The sequence below is a fragment of the Kocuria sp. KH4 genome, assembly GCF_053711175.1.
Genome location: NZ_JBSJYX010000006.1, coordinates 93,620 through 111,974, shown reverse-complemented (window position 1 = coordinate 111,974; position 18,355 = coordinate 93,620). Strand labels below are relative to the sequence as shown.

Here is an 18,355-nt window from a genome sequence, read left to right as displayed (position 1 = left end):
GGCCCGGTGACCCCGGACGCCTCCGCCGACGTCGACCGGAGGACCTGGCGCGGGCTGCTCCTGCAGCCCGTGGTGGTGCTCGCGGCGCTGGGCCTGCTGGCGCTGTGGCTGTCCACCGCCGAGCTGACCGAGACCGAGGCGGTGACCCTGCGCCCGGGCGCGCTGTGGGACCTCACGGTGCAGCACCTGCGGCTGACCGTGGTGGCCACCGTGGTGGTGCTGCTGGTGGCCGTGCCGGTGGGGGTCCTCCTCACCCGCCCGCCGCTGCGCGTCCTCACCGGCCCGGTGATCGCGGTGGCGAACATCGGCCAGGCCGCCCCGGCGGTGGGGCTGATCGTGCTGTTCGCGTTCTGGCTGGGCTTCGGCTTCCGGGCGTCCGTGGTGGCGCTGATCGTCTACGCGATCCTGCCCGTGCTGAAGAACACCATGGTCGGCCTCGACGGCGTCGACCGCAGCCTCGTGGAGGCCGGCCGCGGGATGGGCATGAGTGCGCTCGCGGTCCTGCTCCGCGTCGAGCTGCCGCTGGCCGTGCCGGTCATGCTGGCCGGGGTGCGGACCGCGCTGATCCTCGTGGTCGGCACCGCCACCCTCGCCACCTTCGTCAACGGCGGGGGACTGGGGCTGCTGATCACCACGGGCGTCAATCTCGACCTCGTGCGGGTGCTCGTGGCCGGCTCGGTCCTCGTGGCGCTGCTCGCCCTGACCATCGACTGGATCGGCCGCGTCGTGGAGCACGTCGCCCGCCCGAGGGGACTGCGATGAGAACCCCCCGCCCCGCGGGCGCCGCCCTGCTGCTCTCCGGCGCCGCGCTGCTGCTGGCCGGCTGCGGGCTGGAGTCTTCCACCGCCTACGTGCCCGCCGCCGCGCCCGGCTCCATCCGGCCCGTCGAGGGCGCCGGGGGCACCGAGGTGACGGTGACGGCCAAGAACTTCACCGAGCAGCTGGTCCTCGGCAAGATCGCCGTGCTGGCCGTGGAGGCCGCCGGCTTCGAGACCCGGGACCTCACGAACGTGCCCGGCTCCCAGCCGGTGCGCGAGCTCATGCTCTCCGGGGGCGCCGACCTGACCGTCGAGTACACCGGCACCGCGTGGCTCACCTACCTCGGCCACGAGCAGGGCATCCCGGACCAGCAGGAGCAGTGGCGGGCCGTGCACGACGAGGACCTCGGCAACGGGCTGACCTGGGGCGCCCCGGCCGCGCTCAACAACACCTACGCCATGGCCGTGCGCGCCGAGTACGCCGAGGCCCACGGGCTGCGCACGGTCTCGGACATCGCCGGGCTGCCGGTGGCGGAGCGCACGTTCTGCGTCGAGGCGGAGTTCAACTCCCGCAGCGACGGGCTGACCCCCCTGCTCGCCCACTACGGCCTGGACCGCGGCAGCGAGGTGCCGGAGGACAACGTCGGCATCTACGACACCGGGGCGATCTACTCCGCCACGGACAGCGGCGAGTGCAACTTCGGGGAGGTCTTCTCGACCGACGGGCGCATCCCCGCCCTGGACCTGACCGTCCTCGAGGACGACCGGCAGTTCTTCCCGGCCTACAACGCCGCCCCGGTGTTCAGCACGGAGCTGCTGCAGCGGTTCCCGGCGCTGGAGCAGGTCCTGGAGCCGGTCTCCCGGGCGCTGACCGACGACGTGATGCAGGAGCTCAACCGGCAGGTGGACGTCGACGGGCGGGACCCGGCCGACGTCGCCTACGAGTGGATGCTCGCCGAGGGGTTCGTCGTGGAGGCCTGAGCCTCCGGGCCGGTCCCGGGCGGTTCGCACAGCTCCAGCAGCCGCGCCGCGGCGGGGCGTGCGTCCCACTCCTCCTGCCACAGGGCGCGCGCCACCGCCTTGGAGACGGCCTGCGGGGTGACGCCGAGCTCCCCGGCCACCACCTTCTGCTGCCCGCGCGCCCCCGGCACGAGGAGGTCGACGACGCGCCACTCCGCCGCCGTGCGCTGGGCCACGATCCGCCCCAGCAGCCGCAGCACGGACTGGGCCCGGGCCGCGGCCGCGGCGTCCTCCGCGGCCACGCACACCGGCACCCGCCCGGCCCGGGCCGCCGCCGCCGCGGCCCGGTGGGCGTGCACCGTGCCGGGGCCGTCGGCGCGCAGGCCCGTGCTCCCGTCGGCGCCGGACACGGTCCCGAGCCCGACCGGGCCCACCCCGATCCCCACGATCCACGCCCCGTCCCGCAGCCCGGCCAGGGCCGCGGCCACCGCCGCGGCCGGGTCCGCGGTGATGCCCTGCACCGCGTGCGCCCGGACGCACTGGAAGGGCACCACGGCCCCGAGGTCCCCGAGCCGGCGCGCCAGGGCCGGGGCGAGGTCGCCCGCCCCGCGGCGGCGCTGGTCCAGGCTCACGACGTACACGCTCCCAGTATCGGTCACCGCGGCGGCCCGCTCCCCGCGGCGCGGCCGGGGCTCACTCCCAGAACCGCGGCTCGATGTCCGCGCCGCGGGCGAGCAGCTCGTCCTCCAGCGGCTCCCGGCAGATCAGGGGCAGGCGCAGGCAGCCGATCCGGTCGTCGGGGTCGAAGTAGGCCGTGAGCCGGTCGAAGCCCTGCCGGAACCGGGAGAGCTCCTTGGCGGTGGCGGCGACCTCCGTGAGGTCGGCGTCGGAGGCCAGCACCCAGAAGGACGCCGGGTCGGTGAGCTGCAGCAGCCCCACCGGCCCCCCGGCGTCGTTGTTCTCGGTGCCGGCCCAGCCGGGCACGCGCAGCCAGCCGCCGGGTTCGGCCGCGCCCAGGGCCGGCGCCACGGGATCGTACTCCCACGCCCGGGCCCGCTGCAGCCACCACGGCGGGGCGGGCAGGTAGAGCGGGCCGTCCAGGTCCACGGGCCACCGCGCGGCGGCGAAGGCCCCGGCGTCGACGCGGTCCCAGAAGGGCGCGGCGGTGAGGTCGGTGCCCACGCTGTTCAGGGCCGCGCCCGGGTCGTCCCGCTGCATCCCGTGCCAGTACGTGGGGCGGGTGGACACGCCCGCGCCCCGGAGCAGGGCGTCGAGCTCCTCGAGGTGAGCCGGCTCCCCGAGCACCACCGTCCGGTTCTCGAAGTGCAGGACGTAGGGCACGCGGGCCGAGCGCTCGCCGCTCACGGCGACCCCGGGCCCGCCCCGCGGCGGCACAGCCGGGTGAACCGGCCCAGCAGCTGCAGGCCCTCCGGGGTGGCGGGCAGGTAGTCCGTCAGGGCGGGGGAGCGCACGAGCACGGCGCACCACTGCCCGCGGGAGACCGCCACGTTGAGCCGGTGGGGGGACAGCAGGAACTCCATGCCCCGGTGGCCCTCGGCGGAGGAGGCGGCCATGGACACGATCACCACGGGGGCCTCCTGCCCCTGGAACCGGTCGACGGTCCCCACCCGGACCCCGGCGCCCGCCTCGTCCCGCAGCCCCGCCGCGCGCAGCTCCTGCGCCACGAGCTCGACTTGGGCGTTGTAGGCCGCCACCACGAGCACGTCCTCGGGGGTCAGGGCCGCGGGCGGGGCGTCCGGGCCGGCCCGCCACGGGGTGCCCACGAACTCCCGCGCCAGCGCCACGACCTGCCGGGCCTCCTCGGGCGAGGCCGTGCGGTTGCCCGAGTGCTCGACGTAGCAGGTGCGCAGGCCCGGGGCCACGCCGGTGAGCTCCCGCCGGGACGCGGCGGGGGCGGAGCCCAGCCGCCCGGCGTAGGAGAGCTCGGAGACCGGCTCGCACAGGGCGGGGTGCATCCGCCAGGTGCGGTCCAGGAAGTAGCCGTACTCGGCGGGCAGCGTGGGCGACCCGTGGGAGAGCCAGCCGAGCGCCGACTCGTCGACCGGCAGGGGGTGGGTGCCCTGGGAGACCTGCGGCAGCTGCTGGGGGTCCCCGAGCAGCAGCAGCCGGCGTGCGGCGCGGGCCACGGCCAGGGTGTTGGCGAGCGAGTACTGCCCGGCCTCGTCGACCACGAGCAGGTCCAGGGCCTCGTCCTCGAGGTACGCGGCGTTGGAGAAGTCCCACGCCGTGCCGCCGACCACGGCGCCGCCCTCGGCGAGGAAGGCGGCGAAGTCCCGGCCCGCGAGGGCCCGCCAGGGCCCGGGCGCGGGGCGCCCAGCCGGCGCCTTCTTGCCGACGCGCTCGGCGGGCACGCCGCCCTTCGCGATCACCCCGCCCAGCAGGTTCTCCACCACCGCGTGGGACTGGGCCACCACGCCGATCCGCCACCCGGCCTCCACGAGCCGGCCGACCACGTGGGAGCCGAGGTGCGTCTTGCCGCTGCCGGGCGGGCCCTGGACGGCGAGAAAGCTGCGGTCCAGGGAGCGCAGGGCCTCGACCACGGCGTCGATCGTGCCGCCGGGACCCGGGGCGGGCAGGGGCCCGCCGCCGGCCGGCCGCGGCGGCTCGCGCAGGAGCAGCCGCAGCCCCGGCAGCCCAGGCAGCTCCGGCAGGGCGTCGGCGGTGCGGGCGGCCAGGGTCTGCAGGGACTCCTCGAGGGAGGCGGTGGCGATCGGCCGCTCCGGGGTCAGGGCCAGGGGGAGCTCGGCCCAGGGCTCGGGGGAGGGGGCGCCGCGGGGCGTGCGCAGCCGCTCCCGCACGGTGAGCACCGCCGTGCCGTCCTCGCGCTCGTCGAGCTCCTCCAGCGCGGCGGCCCAGTCCCCGGCCCGGCCGCTGCCGCGTCCGGCGGCCTCCTCGGCGAGGTGGGCGGGCACGGGCGGGCCGTAGACCAGGAACAGCCCGGTGGCCCCCGGCCGGAGCGTGGAGCCCTCGCCGAACCGCCCCGTGAGGCGCAGCAGGCGGGTGGGCGCGGCGCCCCGGCGCCGGGCCGGGTCCTTCGCCCAGTCCTCCAGCACCTCGGCCCGCTGCACCACGAAGACGTCGCGGGTGTCCTCCCAGTCCTCGACCGGGCCCTCCAGCCGGTCGAAGTGGGACCACCAGTACTGCTTGCGCTCCCGGCGGTGGTAGCCGGTGGCGGAGGCGACCATCGCCACGGCCGTGCGCTGCCGGGGCCCGAGGGTCTCGGCGGACCCCGGGCGGTCCAGGAACGCGCGCAGCCGCTGCTCCGCGTCCGTCATCGCGGTCCCGGGGAGCTCCTCGGCGGGCTCGGGCCGGGCCGGGGCGGGCCGGTGGTGCGCCGGGTCGGGGGAGATCCCGGCGAGGCCGAGCAGCCAGTCCCGCAGCCGCAGGGTGGAGAGGCAGTCGTAGGCGTTGTAGTCGGCGATGCCCGCCAGGATCCGGTCCGCCTCCTCCGCCCGTCCGGCGTCCCGGGCGGCGCAGGAGTCGGCGTAGGCCACCACCGACGCCCCGGCGTCCACCACGTCCCCGGTGCGCAGGTGCCGGCCCATGTACAGCGGCTCCAGCCGCTTGATGGAGTAGGAGCTCTCGGACAGCCGCAGGCCCGCCCGCACGGTGTCGTAGAGGTCCACCAGGACGTTCTCGCGCAGCAGCCGGTCCACGGCGTCCTCGCCCACGGCGTGCACCAGGGAGAGCCGGCGCAGGGCCGCCTTCTCGTAGTCGGCGTAGTGGTAGACGTGCATCCCGGGGAAGCGCGCCCGGCGCTCGGCCACGTAGTCCAGGAACTGCCGCAGCGCGGTGCGCTCCTCCTCCCGCGAGTGGGCCCAGAACGGCCGGAAGACGGGATCGGCCCCCGGGGCGGAGGGCTGCTCGACGACGCCGAAGAGGTACTCGAGCCCCCAGGACGTCGGGTCCCCGGGATCCTGCCACAGGGGGTCGCCCTCGAAGTCGAAGAACACGTCCCCGGGGTTCGGCGCGGGCAGCCGCCGCAGCGGCTCCGCGGAGGTGACCCGGTAGGCCGTGCGGTGGCTCCGCCCGTCCTTGACCCACTCGACGGCGCCGTCCTCGCCGCCGCGGCCCGTCTGCATCGCGGCCTGGTCCCGCAGCCTGCGGACCGCGACCGGCAGGCGCGGCCCCTCGAGCCCGGCGAGCTCGTCGACGGTGCGCACCCCGTGCCGCTCGCGCAGCGTGCGGCGCATCCGCACCGACATGCCGGCGGTCAGCAGCAGGTCCCGGTGCTCGGCGACGGCCCGCGCGCAGTGCCCGCAGCGCCCGCAGCGGCCCACGCGGTCGTCGTGCCACCGGACGGGGCCGGTGCGCGCCCGGTGCGCGGCGGCGGCCGCCACGAAGCGCTCCCGGCGCTCGCGGTAGACGGCCAGGTGCTCGGCGACGGGGAAGACGGCCTCGCGCCGGTCGCCCAGGACCAGCGTGACCTCCGGCGCCACGGGAGCCCCCGCCCGCTCGAGCTGGTCGGCGTAGGCGGCGAGCTGGAGCAGGGCGGTGACCTTGGCGTGCCGGGCGAGCTTGGTGTCGTGGACGGCGTAGGCGCCGTCCGGGCGGCGGACGAGGAAGTCGGCGCGGCCGTGGAAGGCGCCGTCGAAGAACGAGGCCTGGAAGACGACGTCCGCCCCGGCGCGGAGGGCGGCCAGGGACTCCGCGTGCTTGGCCGCCAGTCCGGTCCGGTCCGTGCCGCGGGCCGGCTCGACCTCGTAGACGCCGCGGCCGGTCCCCGGGTCCCAGGGGCCGAACGCCGCCCGGTGGGCGGCGAGCACCCGGTGCTCGTGGGCGTCGCCCAGGGCGGCCGTGCGGGTGCGCATCGCGTCGCGCTCCTCGGGGCGCCGCGGCGCCCGGCCGAGCAGCTCGTCCAGCACGCTCAGGCTCGCGAACGGGCACTCGGCCGCGCGCACCAGGTCGCTCGCGGAGAAGACGAGGTCCGCCTCGGGGCCCAGCAGGAACATGCGCATCCTTCCGACGGGACCGGGGCCGTCCCGGGTCCGGGACCATCGAACCACAGGGGCCGGACGGCGTAGGGCCGGGCGGACCGGGATCGGCCGGCAGGTCCGGGGACCTGCCGGCCGACTCCCGGCGGCGGTGGAGCCGCTCCGCCGGGATGGGCCGGGAGAGATCGGTGGATCGCGGCGCGGGTGGGGGGACCCCCGCCGCTCCCGGGCACCTCTCGGGTGCTCACCGGAGACCTCGATCCCGGCCGGCGGCCCGGATGCCGTGGGGGGATGCATCCCGGACCGTCGGGCCGGCTGGGCCGGCCGATCCCAATATAACGAAATTCATGGAGTTGCCACAGGGGTCCGGGACGCGGCGGGGGCCGGGGACCGGTGTGGTCCCCGGCCCCCGCCGGTGCGCCGTCCGCTCAGTCGGTGGACGAGGCCTTCTCCTCCGCCTCGGCGGCGGACTCGTAGTGCGACTGCTCGAAGCGCTCGAGCGCCTCCGCGACGAGGCGCTCGGCCGTCTCCCGGCCCTCCCAGCCCTCGCCCTTGACCCACTTGTTCGGCTCGAGGTCCTTGTAGCGCTCGAAGAAGTGCTGGATCTCCTTGAGCTTGAACTCGTCGATGTCGTCCAGGCCCTGGATGTGGTCGTAGCGCTTGTCGGTGGACACGCACAGGATCTTCGCGTCCCCGCCGGCCTCGTCGTTCATGTTGAACACGGCGATCGGCCGGGACTCCACGAGCACGCCCGGGACGATCTCGAAGTCCAGCAGCACGAGGGCGTCCAGGGGGTCGCCGTCCTCGCCCAGCGTGTCCTCGAAGTACCCGTAGTGCGCCGGGTACTGCATCGAGGTGAACAGCACACGGTCCAGGCGCAGGCGGCCGGTCTCGTGATCGATCTCGTACTTGACGCGCGATCCCCGGGGGATCTCGATGGTGACGTCCAACTCCATGGTGTTTCTCCTCGTGCGTGCGAAGGCCGGCGGGACCCCGGGTCCTCCGGGGCGGCCGGACAGGGCTGACAGCGGCCGGGCACGGCCGCACCACCCGGTGGGGTGGGGGCAGATCCGCCCCCACGATAACCGCGGCCCCGCGGGCGGCGGTAACCGCCCGGGCGCGGGACACGCCGGGACGGGCCCCCCGCGCGGGCCACAATGGGCACCATGCACACCCCCCGGCGCCCCGCGCCCGGCCGCCGGCGCCGGGTCCTGGCCACCTCGCTCCTCGCGCTCGGCGCCGGCCTGGCCGGCTGGTCCCACCCGGTCTGGCTCCCCGCGCCGGCCCCCGGAACGGCCGTGCCGCCGGCGGCGCGGGCCCTCCCCGCGGCCGCGCCCGCCCCGCACGGCGCGGTGCCGCCGGACCCGGGCGCGCCGACGCCCTCCGCCGCCGAGGTGGCGGCGGCGGTGGGCCCGGCCCTCGACGGCGCCCCCGCCGGGCGGCGCTCCGTCCTGGTGGCCGACGCCCTCACCGGTGCCCCGCTGCACGAGCAGGACCCGGACGCGGCCCTCGTGCCGGCCTCCAACCAGAAGCTGCTCACCCTCCTGTCGCTGCTGACCCACGCCGACCCCGGCGAGCGGCTGCGCACCGCCGTCGTCGCGGGGGAGGACCCGGGCACGGTCGTGCTCGTTGCCGGCGGCGACACCCTGCTGCGGCCCGGCCGCTCCGACCCGGACTCGGTGCAGGGCCGCGCCGGGGTGCGGACCCTGGCCCGGGACACGGCCCGCGCGCTCGCCGCCCGGGGGGAGGGCGCGCCCGGCACCGTGCGGTGGGACGCCGGGCTCTTCCCGGGGCCGGCCCTCAACGAGGCCTGGGCCGCCGGGGACGTCGCCGCCGGGCAGATCGGGCCCGTGGCGCCCATGGCGTTCTGGTCCCACCACGTGCCGGCCGGGGACGGGGCCTCGCCCGTCCGCCCCGGTGACGCGGCGGCGGACGTGGCCGCGGTCTTCGCCGCCGAGCTCCGGGCGGCGCTCGCCGCCGAGGGGATCGCCGCCCCGCCCGCCCGGCTCGTCCCCGGACCGGCGCCCCGGGGGGCGGCCGAGCTGGCCGCGGTGGAGTCCGCCACCCTGGCCGAGCAGGCCGAGCTGATGGTCCGGAACTCCGACAACCACCTCGCGGAGGTCCTCGCCCGGATCGCGGCCCGGGCCGCGGGCCACCCGGGCAGCATCGCCGGCGGGCGCGAGGCCGCGGCCGAGGCGCTCGCGGCCCTCGGGGTCGACCCGGCGGGCCTCGTGCTCTCCGACGCCTCCGGGATGTCCCTGGAGAACCGGGTCCCCGCCCGCGCCCTCGAGCGGGTGGTGCGGGCCATGGCGGTGGACGGCACCGGCGCGCTGGCCCCGGGGGCCCGTGCGCTGCCGGTGGCCGGCGGGTCCGGGACCCTCGCCGGGCGGTTCGACGACGAGGCCGAGGCCGCCGGGCGGGGAGCGGCCCGGGCCAAGACAGGGACGCTGAACACGGTGGTGTCGCTCAGCGGCCACGTCTCCACCCGGGAGGGACGGCTGCTGACGTACGCGGTGGTGCTCAACGAGGTCCACGACCCCGCCGGCGCGCGCGACGCCGCCGACCGCGCCGTGGCGGCCCTCGCCCGACTGTGACGCGCGCCGCGGGAGCTCCCAGGCGCGTGTGGTTGCATGAGGCCATGACCGCAGCACACCGCACCCCGGAGTCCGGGACGTCCTCGGCGGCGCCGGGCATAGTCCGGTGGGACCTCGCCGCCGCCGCCGCCGCACGGATCACCCCGCCGGGGCCGAAGATGTCCGCCGGGGCCATGCAGACCGCGGTCGCGTCGATGCGCCGCCACGCCGAGGCCTCCGTGGACCACGTCCACCGCATCACCGGGCTGGAGTCCGCCCGGGACCTGCGGGACTCCACGGTCCTGGTGGTGGACCGCGCCGGGTGGGCCCGCGCCAACGCCCAGACCTTCCAGCTGCTCATGGAGCCGGCGGTCGAGGCGCTGCGCCGCCGCCGGCCGGAGCAGTTCGGCGCCGCCGCCACCGCCCTCGGCGGAACGGCCACCGCCATGGAGATGGCCGCCGTGCTCGGCTTCCTCTCCTCGAAGGTGCTCGGCCAGTACGACCCCTACGCGGGACTGGTCTCCGCCCTCGCCGCCCAGCGCCACCCGGGCGGGCGGCTGATGCTCGTGGCCCCCAACATCCTCACCGTGGAGCGGGAGCTCAACGTGGAGCCCGAGGACTTCCGGCTGTGGGTCTGCCTGCACGAGCAGACCCACCGGGTCCAGTTCGCCGCGGCGCCGTGGCTGCGCACGCACATGATGGAGCAGATCGACGAGCTCGCCGACTCGCTCATGGGCCAGGCCGAGACGCTGGGCGCCCGGCTCACGGAGGCCGTCCGGACCCTGCCGGGACGGGCCGCCGGCCGCGGGGAGCCCCGGCCCTCCCTCGGCGTGGTGGGCCTGCTGATGGGCCCCCGGGAGCGGGAGGTCCTCTCCCACCTCACCGCCGTGATGAGCCTGCTCGAGGGGCACGCGAACTTCGTGATGGACGGGGTGGACGCCTCGGTGGTGCCCACCGTCAAGACGATCCGGCGGCGCTTCGAGCGCCGCTCGGAGCTGCAGGGCAGCCTGGACCGCTTCGTCCGGCGCCTGCTCGGCATGGACGCGAAGATGCGCCAGTACAGCGACGGTCAGCGCTTCGTCTCCGGCGTGGTGCGGGCCGTGGGGCTGGAGCAGTTCAACCGGATCTGGGAGGCCCCGGAGCACCTGCCCACGGAGGCCGAGATCCACGCCCCGGAGCGCTGGATCGAGCGCGTCCTGGGGGCCGGCGCGCCGCTGCGCTGAGCCGTCCGCGCCCACGGCGCCGCAAAGTGTGCTAGACGGGACCGACCCCCGGCTGACATGCAGATTCATCAAGTTTTCGGGGTGCGCGGACGGGCGCGCCGACCGCGGTCACAGGTCGACACGCGGTAGGTGGGGATCACCTTTGTGTGACAGTATTTTTACGTGAGCACAGAGAACATCGAACAGCAGGTCAAGCTGTACGGCCAGCCCCTCTCGGAGCGTTTCGGCACCGTGGTGCAGGCCTACGGCATCACGCAACGGCGACTGGCCGAGGTCCTCGGCCTCTCCGCCCCCATGCTGTCACAGCTCAACAGCGGCCGCCGGATCAAGATCGGCAACCCCGCGGTCTACGAGCGCCTCGTGATGCTGGAGCAGCGCATCGGCACCCCGGACATCGAGGAGACGCTCTCCGCGGTGGAGGCCTCGCAGCCGGTGCTGTCCACCACGCAGATCCAGGCCGGCATCCACAGCGAGACCAACGCCGTGGCCGCCCTGGCCCACGTGGTCCCGCAGCGGGAGCTGGAGGCCGCCCTCGACCTGCTGGGCGACACCGCCCCGACCCTCGCCAAGGTCGTGCGCCTGGCCGTGCGGGAGGCCCAGAACCAGCAGGCCGCGAGCGCCCGCGAGGACGCCCGCCGGTGACCCAGTTCGCCCGCCGCGGCCGGCTGTCCCCGGACGTCGCCGCGGGGCGCCGCCGTGTGCTCGACGCCGTCCGGCAGCACGTCCCCCGGACCCGTCCGGAGCCCCCGCTGGTGCTGGTCGCCTGCAGCGGCGGGCCCGACTCCCTCGCCCTGGCCGCCGTGGCGGCCCACTTCGCCCGCCGCGGCACGCTGCGCGTGGGCGGGGTGGTGGTGGACCACCGCCTCCAGGAGGAGTCCGCCGCGGTGGCCGAGCGCACCGCGCGCGCCCTCGAGGACCTGGGGCTGGCCCCCGTGGTCGTGACCGCCGTGACCGTGCGCCGGGACGGCGGCGGGCCGGAGATGGCCGCCCGCACCGCCCGCTACGCGGGGATCGCGGAGGTCGTGGCGCGCACGGGCGCGGACGCCGTGCTGCTCGGGCACACCCTCGACGACCAGGCGGAGTCCGTGCTGCTGGGCCTCGCCCGCGGCTCGGGCACCCGTTCCCTCGCCGGGATGCCCGCGGCGCGCGAGCTCGACGGCGTGACCTACCTCCGGCCCTTCCTCGACCTCTCCCGCGAGCAGGCCCGGCGGATCTGCGCGGCCGAGCAGCTCGAGCCGTGGCACGACCCCACGAACCGGGACACCTCCCTGATGCGCTCCCGGGTCCGCCACCGGGTGCTCCCGCTGCTGGAGCAGGAGCTCGGGCCCGGTCTCGCCCGCGCCCTGGCCCGGTCGGCGGCGATCCTGGGCCCGGACGCCGACTACCTCGACGCCGCCGCGCGGGAGCTGCTCGACCGGGCGCGGGCCGCCGCACCGGAGCTGCCGGGCTCGCTGGCCCTGGACCTGGCGACCCTGCGAGAGGCCCACCCCGCGCTGCGGCGCCGGGCCCTGTCCGCGGCCGTGGTGGACGCCGGCGGGGAGACCCCCGCCCACGAGCGCCTCGGCGCGCTCGACGCGTTCGCCGGGGAGCACGGGGCCGCGGGGCCCGTGCAGATGGCGGGTAAGGTGTCCGTGTGGCGCCGCCGCCCGCCGGCAGGCACCCGTGGTCCGGGACACCTGGAGCTCGTCCGCCCGCGCACCGCGGCCGGGGCGGGCGCCGCCGGCCCGCAACCGAATTGACGCATCACACGAGGAGCGCCGTGAAGGCTGAGGACGTCCAGGGGGACCTCACCGAGGTCCTGTTCAGCAAGGAAGACATCGAGGCGAAGATCGCCGAGCTGGCGGCGGCCGTCGACGCCGACTACCGGGGGCGGGACGTGCTGCTCGTGGGCGTGCTCAAGGGCGCGGTCATGGTCATGGCCGACCTGTGCCGGGCGCTCCAGGGCCAGTACCCCATGGATTGGATGGCGGTGTCCTCCTACGGCTCGGGCACCAAGTCCTCCGGCGTGGTCCGCATCCTCAAGGACCTCGACACCGACCTCTCGGGCCGCGACGTCCTGATCGTCGAGGACATCATCGACTCGGGGCTGACCCTGTCCTGGCTGCGCGCCAACCTGGAGTCCCGCCGCGCCGCCTCCGTGGAGGTCTGCGCCCTGCTGCGCAAGCCGGAGGCCGCGAAGACCTCCATCGACGTCAAGTACGTCGGCTGGGACATCCCCAACGAGTTCGTGGTGGGCTACGGGCTGGACTACGACGAGAAGTACCGCAACCTCGACTGCATCGCCACGCTCGCCCCGCACGTCTACGCGTGAGCGGCGGTGCCCGGCGGCGGTCCGCCGGGCACCGCCGTCCGCCCGCGCCCGGGTCCGCTGTCCGCTGACAGGGAACTCGCGGGCGCCTCCGGGGGAGACCCGCCGTGCGGGCTGTACATTGAAGGTCTGCGTCCCCTGGACCCCCGGCCCTGGGCGGGCCCCGGCTCGAGGGGCCCGGACAACCATCCACGGGAGGATCAGCGGCTTGGCCACGGCGAAAAAACCCAACAGCTTCTTCAGAGGACCCTGGTTCTGGGTCCTTCTGGCCGTTCTGGTCCTCTTCCCCGTCGTGGGCTCCCTCACGACCGGTGCGGGCAACCGCGTGGACACCAACGTCGGTCTGCAGCTGCTGCGCGAGGGACAGGCCTCCGAGGCCAAGATCTACGACGGCCAGCAGAAGGTCGAGCTCCAGCTCGAGGAGGACCTCAGCCTCGACGGCCGTGACCTCGGGCGCAACGTCGAGTTCTACTACGTCACCCCGCGCGGCGAGGAGGTCGTCGACGCGATGAACGCGGCCGACCTCCAGGGCTTCACGGACCAGCCGGTGGAGTCCAACTGGTTCACCAGCCTGCTCGGCTTCCTCCTGCCGTTCCTGATCATCCTGGCCATCTTCTGGTTCGTGTTCTCCCGCATGCAGGGCGGCGGCTCGCAGGTGATGCGCTTCGGCCGCTCGCGGGCCAAGATGTTCGACAAGGACAACCCCACCGTCACCTTCGCCGACGTGGCCGGGGCGGACGAAGCCGTCCAGGAGCTGGACGAGATCAAGCAGTTCCTGGTGGAGCGCGACCGCTTCACCGCCCTCGGCGCCAAGGTCCCCAAGGGCGTGCTGCTCTACGGCCCGCCCGGCACCGGCAAGACCCTGCTCGCCCGGGCCGTGGCCGGGGAGGCCGGGGTGCCCTTCTTCTCCATCTCCGGCTCCGACTTCGTGGAGATGTTCGTGGGCGTGGGCGCCTCCCGCGTCCGGGACCTGTTCCAGCAGGCGAAGGAGAACGCCCCCGCGATCATCTTCGTGGACGAGATCGACGCCGTGGGCCGCCAGCGCGGCGCCGGCATGGGCGGCGGCAACGACGAGCGGGAGCAGACCCTCAACCAGCTGCTGGTCGAGATGGACGGCTTCGACGCCACCACCAACGTCATCCTCATCGCCGCCACCAACCGCCCGGACGTCCTCGACCCGGCGCTGCTGCGCCCGGGCCGCTTCGACCGGCAGATCGGCGTGGAGGCCCCGGACATGAAGGGCCGCCTGCAGATCCTGCGGGTGCACGCCCAGGGCAAGCCGCTGGCGGACAACGTGGACCTCGCCGGCGTGGCCAAGCGCACCCCGGGCTTCACGGGCGCCGAGCTCGCCAACGTGATGAACGAGGCGGCGCTGCTCACCGCCCGGTCCCACGCCCAGCTCATCGACGACCGCGCCGTGGACGAGGCGATCGACCGCGTCATCGCGGGCCCGCAGAAGCGCAGCCGGATCATGAAGGAGCTCGAGCGCAAGGTCACCGCCTACCACGAGGGCGGGCACGCGCTCGTGGCCGCGGCCCTGCGCAACACGGACCCGGTCACCAAGATCACGATCCTGCCCCGGGGCCGCGCCCTGGGCTACACCATGGTCATGCCCCTGGACGACAAGTACTCGACCACCCGCAACGAGCTGCTCGACCAGATGGCCTACGCCATGGGCGGGCGGGCCGCCGAGGAGATCGTCTTCCGAGACCCCTCCACCGGCGCCTCCAACGACATCCAGAAGGCCACCGACACCGCCCGCAAGATGGTCACCCAGTACGGGATGAGCGCCCGCGTGGGCTCCGTCAAGCTGGGCGGGGACAGCTCCGAGCCGTTCCTGGGCCGCGACGCCGCCGGCGGGGGCCGGGAGTACTCCGAGCACACCGCCGCCCTGGTGGACGAGGAGGTCCGGGCGCTGCTCGACCAGGCCCACGACGAGGCCCACCAGATCCTGATGGACAACCGTCCCGTCCTCGACCGCCTGGCCCTGGAGCTGCTCGAGAGGGAGACGCTCAACGAGGCGCAGGTCGCGGAGATCTTCCACGACATCCGCCGGCGGGACCTGCGCCCGGTGTGGCTGTCCAAGGACACCCGCCCGCTCTCGGAGGACCCGCCGGTGGTCACCCAGGCCGAGCGCGAGGAGGCCCGGCGGCTCCACGCCCAGGACCCCGCGACCCTGGCACCCCAGGACCAGGCGGCCGCCGCGAAGCCGGAGCACCCCCTGGAGGTGCCCGAGCGCGGCCACTCCGTGCCGCCCGGGGACGGCGCCGGGTCCTCCGGCGCCGTGGGGGCCGCCCCGGGCCCCGGCGTGGACTGAGCCGGGCCTAGGATGGAGCGACAGCCGGTCGCGTCCGCCGATCCCCGTCGCGTCCGGCAGAACCGGCAGACCCCGAAGGAGGGCGCGTTGCCCCACGAGGCCCACACGCACACGCACGACCCCGCCGCCGAGGCCTTCGAGCCGCCCTACCCGGACCCCGCCCCCGCGCTCGCGGCCGGGGCGGGGGCGGTCGACCAGCCCCGCGTGGCCGCGGCCGTCCGGGAGCTGCTGCTCGCGATCGGCGAGGACCCCGACCGGGACGGCCTGCAGGGCACCCCGGGACGGGTCGCCCGGGCCTACGCGGAGATGTTCGCGGGCCTGCACCAGGACCCCGCCGAGATCCTCGGGACGACGTTCGACATCGGCCACTCGGAGATGGTCCTGGTCAAGGACATCCCCTTCTACTCCACGTGCGAGCACCACCTCGTGCCCTTCCACGGCCACGCGCACGTGGGCTACATCCCCGGCCACGACGGCATGGTCACCGGGCTGAGCAAGCTGGCCCGGCTGGTGGAGCTCTTCGCCCGCCGCCCGCAGGTGCAGGAGCGGCTCACCACGCAGATCGTCGAGGCGATCGTGGAGCACCTGAAGCCCGCCGGGGTGATCGTGGTGATCGAGTGCGAGCACCTGTGCATGTCGATGCGCGGGGTGCGCAAGCCCGGGGCGATGACCGTGACCTCGGCCGTGCGCGGCCAGCTGCGCGAGACCGCCACCCGCGCCGAGGCCATGAGCCTCATCCTGGGGCGGTGAGCCGGTGACCACGACGACCCGCACCGCGCACGGACCCCTCGGCTGGGGCTCCTTCGAGGACCTGCCCACCGGCCGGACCCTGGTCATGGGCGTGCTCAACGTCACCCCCGACTCGTTCAGCGACGGCGGGGAGCACGCCGGGCACGAGGCCGCGATCGCCCACGGGCTGCGGCTGCTCGCCGAGGGCGCCGACGTCCTCGACGTCGGCGGGGAGTCCACCCGCCCGGGCTCGGAGCGGATCACCCCCGCCGAGGAGCAGCGCCGGATCCTGCCCGTGGTGGAGGCCCTCGCCGCGGCGGGGGCGGTGCTCAGCGTCGACACCCTCCACGCCGCCACGGCCGCGGCGGTGCTCGACGCCGGCGCGCACCTGGTCAACGACGTCTCGGGGCTGTCCGCGGCCCCGGAGATGGTGGAGCTCGTCGCGGAGTGGCAGGCGCCGTACGTGCTCACGCACGCCCGGGGCACGCCGGCGACCATGGACGGGCTGGCGGTCTACGACGACGTCGTCGACGACGTCCTGGCCGAGCTGGAGACCCTGCGGGACCGGCTGGTCGCCGCCGGCCTGGCCCCCGAGCGGATCGTGCTGGACCCCGGGCTGGGCTTCGCCAAGCGCGGGGCGCAGAACTGGGCGCTGCTGCGCGCCCTGCCGCGCTTCACCGCCACGGGCCACCGGGTCCTGGTGGGCGCCTCCCGCAAGCGCTTCCTCGGCGCCCTGCTCGAGACGCACGGCACGGCCCGGCCCCCGGCCGGGCGCGACGCCGCGACCGCGGCGGTCAGCGCCCTCTCGGCCCACGCGGGCGCGTGGGCCGTGCGGGTGCACGACGTCCGCGCGAGCGCCGACGCCGTGGCCGTCGCGCACGCGTGGCGCGGCACCGAGCCGGCGGTCCTGCGCCCCGGCGCCGTCCGGGCGGACGCCACCGGGGGAGGGTTCCGGTGAGCCGCCTGCCGCGCGAGGAGGCCGACGCCGGGCGCCTGCGCGCCGGGGACCGAGCCGGGCGCCAGCACGTGCCGGCGGCCCCGCCGCGCGTGCCCGACCGCCGGGACCGGATCACCCTGCTGGGTGTCGGTGCCGTGGGCTACCACGGGGTCCTGGACCAGGAGAAGCGCAGCGGTCAGCCGTTCTTCGTGGACCTGGTGATGTACCTGGACCTCTCGCGGGCCGGGGCCGAGGACGACGTCGCCCTGACGGCCCACTACGGCGAGGTCGCCGAGGAGGTGCGGGACATGGTGATCGGCCCGAGCGTGAACCTCATCGAGACCCTCGCCGACCGCATCGCCCGCCGCCTGCTCGAGCGCTTCCCCCTGGAGGCGGTGGAGGTCACGGTGCACAAGCCGAAGGCGCCCATCGAGGTGACCTTCTCCGACGTGTCCGTGACGATCTACCGGGAGCGCTGACGTGGGAACCCTGGCCGTCCTCGCCCTCGGCGCCAACCTCGGCGACCGGGAGGACACCCTGCGCCGGGCCGCCCTCGACCTCGCCGCCCACCCGCGGATCACCCTGACCCGGGCCTCGCCCGTGGTGCGCTCCAAGCCGGTCGGCGGCCCGCCGGACCAGGGCGACTACCTCAACGCGGTGGTCGAGGTGGACACGGAGCTCAGTCCCTTCGGTTTGCTCCGGGCCTGCCAGGAGATCGAGCAACTCCACCACCGCACCCGGACGCAGCGGTGGGGACCCCGGACCCTGGACATCGACATCGTGGTCTACGGCGAGCTGCGCCTCGACGAGCCGGACCTGACCGTCCCGCACCTGCGCGCCGCCACGCGGGCGTTCGTGCTGGTGCCCTGGGCGCTGATGGACCCCGCCGCGACCCTGGAGGGGCGCCGGGTGGCCGACCTGGCCCGCGAGGCCGAGGACCTCGGCGGCCTGGGCCCGGACACCGTGCCGCTGCTGCCCGCCGGGCCCGGCGGCGGGGACCGGGACTGAGGAGGCCGCGCCGTGCACGTGCTCACCGTCCCGGCCCTGCTGCTGTGCGCCGCCGCCGCCGGAGCCCTCGGCTGGACCGCCAACCGGCTCTCCACGGGGGCGGGCGGGCCGCTGCTGATCCTGCCGTGGGTCTCGCTCGCGGCCGTCGCGGCGGCCGCCGTGGCCCTGCTCGTGCTGGGCGTGCGGGTCAAGCGCTACCAGGAGGGGGCGCACCCGGAGCGCTTCGACCCCCTGGTGGCGGCCCGCACCGTCGCCGGGGCGCAGGCGGCGGCCTGGGCGGGGGCCGTGCTCACCGGCTGGCACGCCGCCGTGGCCGTCGACCAGCTGGCCCTGCTGACGGTGCGCTCCGAGCAAGGGCCGCTGTGGGCGTGCCTGGCCCACGCCGCGGCGGGGCTGGCCCTCGTCGTCGTCGGCTGGATCGTGGAGGGCTTCTGCAAGCTCCCGCCGGACGATCCCGAGGCCGGGGAGGACGCCGAGTACGGTAGGGGACGGCAGAAGGAGCTCCCCGAGGGAGAAGGTGGTTATGCCCGAGAGATCCGCGAACGGCCCCGGGCGCGGCCCCGCGGCCGGGACGCCCGGTGACCGGG

17 protein-coding genes are annotated in these 18,355 nt (G+C 75.8%); 13 read left to right on the top strand and 4 right to left on the bottom strand.

Translation table 11 applies throughout. The annotated features are described in order from the left end of the window. Positions 1-6 precede the first annotated feature (6 nt). Positions 7-762, top strand: coding sequence for an ABC transporter permease (locus ACWCOM_RS06695; protein ID WP_454548021.1), 756 nt, complete (start codon positions 7-9; stop codon positions 760-762). Then, positions 759-1,739, top strand: coding sequence for a glycine betaine ABC transporter substrate-binding protein (locus ACWCOM_RS06690; RefSeq protein ID WP_454547960.1), 981 nt, complete (start codon positions 759-761; stop codon positions 1,737-1,739). The genes ACWCOM_RS06695 and ACWCOM_RS06690 overlap by 4 nt, the downstream gene beginning before the upstream one ends. On the opposite strand, the gene ACWCOM_RS06685 is transcribed toward ACWCOM_RS06690, so the two are convergent. The 4 genes from ACWCOM_RS06685 to ACWCOM_RS06670 form a co-directional block, all read right to left on the bottom strand. After that, complete coding sequence (locus ACWCOM_RS06685; RefSeq protein WP_454547959.1) at positions 1,697-2,359, bottom strand: hypothetical protein; 663 nt, start codon at positions 2,357-2,359, stop codon at positions 1,697-1,699. The genes ACWCOM_RS06690 and ACWCOM_RS06685 overlap by 43 nt on opposite strands. Positions 2,360-2,411: 52 nt before the next feature. Continuing rightward, a complete protein-coding gene (locus tag ACWCOM_RS06680) occupies positions 2,412-3,083 on the bottom strand; it encodes a hypothetical protein (RefSeq protein WP_454547958.1) in 672 nt (223 codons plus the stop codon). Then, positions 3,080-6,691 carry a TM0106 family RecB-like putative nuclease gene (locus ACWCOM_RS06675; RefSeq protein WP_454547957.1) on the bottom strand — a complete coding sequence of 1,204 codons (3,612 nt, stop codon included), beginning with the start codon at positions 6,689-6,691 and terminating at the stop codon, positions 3,080-3,082. The genes ACWCOM_RS06680 and ACWCOM_RS06675 overlap by 4 nt, the downstream gene beginning before the upstream one ends. A 410-nt stretch (positions 6,692-7,101) precedes the next feature. Then, positions 7,102-7,629 (bottom strand): inorganic diphosphatase, encoded by a 528-nt coding sequence (locus ACWCOM_RS06670; protein WP_454547956.1) that lies wholly within the window; start codon positions 7,627-7,629, stop codon positions 7,102-7,104. A 210-nt stretch (positions 7,630-7,839) separates the two neighbouring features. Here ACWCOM_RS06670 and dacB point away from each other — a divergent pair, with 210 nt between their 5' ends. From dacB to ACWCOM_RS06615, 11 genes are all read left to right on the top strand, one after another. Next, positions 7,840-9,267 carry a D-alanyl-D-alanine carboxypeptidase/D-alanyl-D-alanine endopeptidase gene (gene dacB / locus ACWCOM_RS06665; RefSeq protein ID WP_454547955.1) on the top strand — a complete coding sequence of 476 codons (1,428 nt, stop codon included), beginning with the start codon at positions 7,840-7,842 and terminating at the stop codon, positions 9,265-9,267. 44 nt (positions 9,268-9,311) lie between these two features. After that, the gene (locus tag ACWCOM_RS06660) at positions 9,312-10,469 is read left to right on the top strand and encodes a zinc-dependent metalloprotease (protein WP_454547954.1); all 1,158 of its coding nucleotides are present in this window, start codon (positions 9,312-9,314) and stop codon (positions 10,467-10,469) included. A 162-nt stretch (positions 10,470-10,631) separates the two neighbouring features. Then, positions 10,632-11,111, top strand: coding sequence for a hypothetical protein (locus ACWCOM_RS06655; RefSeq protein ID WP_047804727.1), 480 nt, complete (start codon positions 10,632-10,634; stop codon positions 11,109-11,111). Next, positions 11,108-12,208, top strand: coding sequence for a tRNA lysidine(34) synthetase TilS (gene tilS / locus ACWCOM_RS06650; protein WP_454547953.1), 1,101 nt, complete (start codon positions 11,108-11,110; stop codon positions 12,206-12,208). Before ACWCOM_RS06655 ends, tilS begins: the two co-directional genes overlap by 4 nt. 20 nt (positions 12,209-12,228) lie before the next feature. Then, a complete protein-coding gene (hpt, locus tag ACWCOM_RS06645; protein WP_454547952.1) occupies positions 12,229-12,780 on the top strand; it encodes a hypoxanthine phosphoribosyltransferase in 552 nt (183 codons plus the stop codon). A 205-nt stretch (positions 12,781-12,985) separates the two neighbouring features. Continuing rightward, on the top strand, positions 12,986-15,094 hold the full coding sequence (ftsH, locus tag ACWCOM_RS06640) for an ATP-dependent zinc metalloprotease FtsH (RefSeq protein ID WP_454547951.1): 2,109 nt from the start codon (positions 12,986-12,988) through the stop codon (positions 15,092-15,094). An 87-nt stretch (positions 15,095-15,181) separates the two neighbouring features. Next, on the top strand, positions 15,182-15,844 hold the full coding sequence (gene folE, locus ACWCOM_RS06635; protein ID WP_454547950.1) for a GTP cyclohydrolase I FolE: 663 nt from the start codon (positions 15,182-15,184) through the stop codon (positions 15,842-15,844). Between the two features lie 4 nt (positions 15,845-15,848). Then, positions 15,849-16,781 carry a dihydropteroate synthase gene (gene folP / locus ACWCOM_RS06630; protein WP_454547949.1) on the top strand — a complete coding sequence of 311 codons (933 nt, stop codon included), beginning with the start codon at positions 15,849-15,851 and terminating at the stop codon, positions 16,779-16,781. Then, positions 16,778-17,239: a dihydroneopterin aldolase gene (gene folB, locus ACWCOM_RS06625; RefSeq protein WP_454547948.1), complete on the top strand. Its 462-nt coding sequence runs from the start codon at positions 16,778-16,780 to the stop codon at positions 17,237-17,239. Before folP ends, folB begins: the two co-directional genes overlap by 4 nt. Position 17,240: 1 nt before the next feature. Next, complete coding sequence (folK, locus tag ACWCOM_RS06620) at positions 17,241-17,768, top strand: 2-amino-4-hydroxy-6-hydroxymethyldihydropteridine diphosphokinase (protein WP_454547946.1); 528 nt, start codon at positions 17,241-17,243, stop codon at positions 17,766-17,768. A 12-nt stretch (positions 17,769-17,780) separates the two neighbouring features. Further along, a complete protein-coding gene (locus ACWCOM_RS06615; protein ID WP_454547945.1) occupies positions 17,781-18,350 on the top strand; it encodes a DUF3180 family protein in 570 nt (189 codons plus the stop codon). The last annotated feature ends 5 nt before the right edge of the window (positions 18,351-18,355 follow it).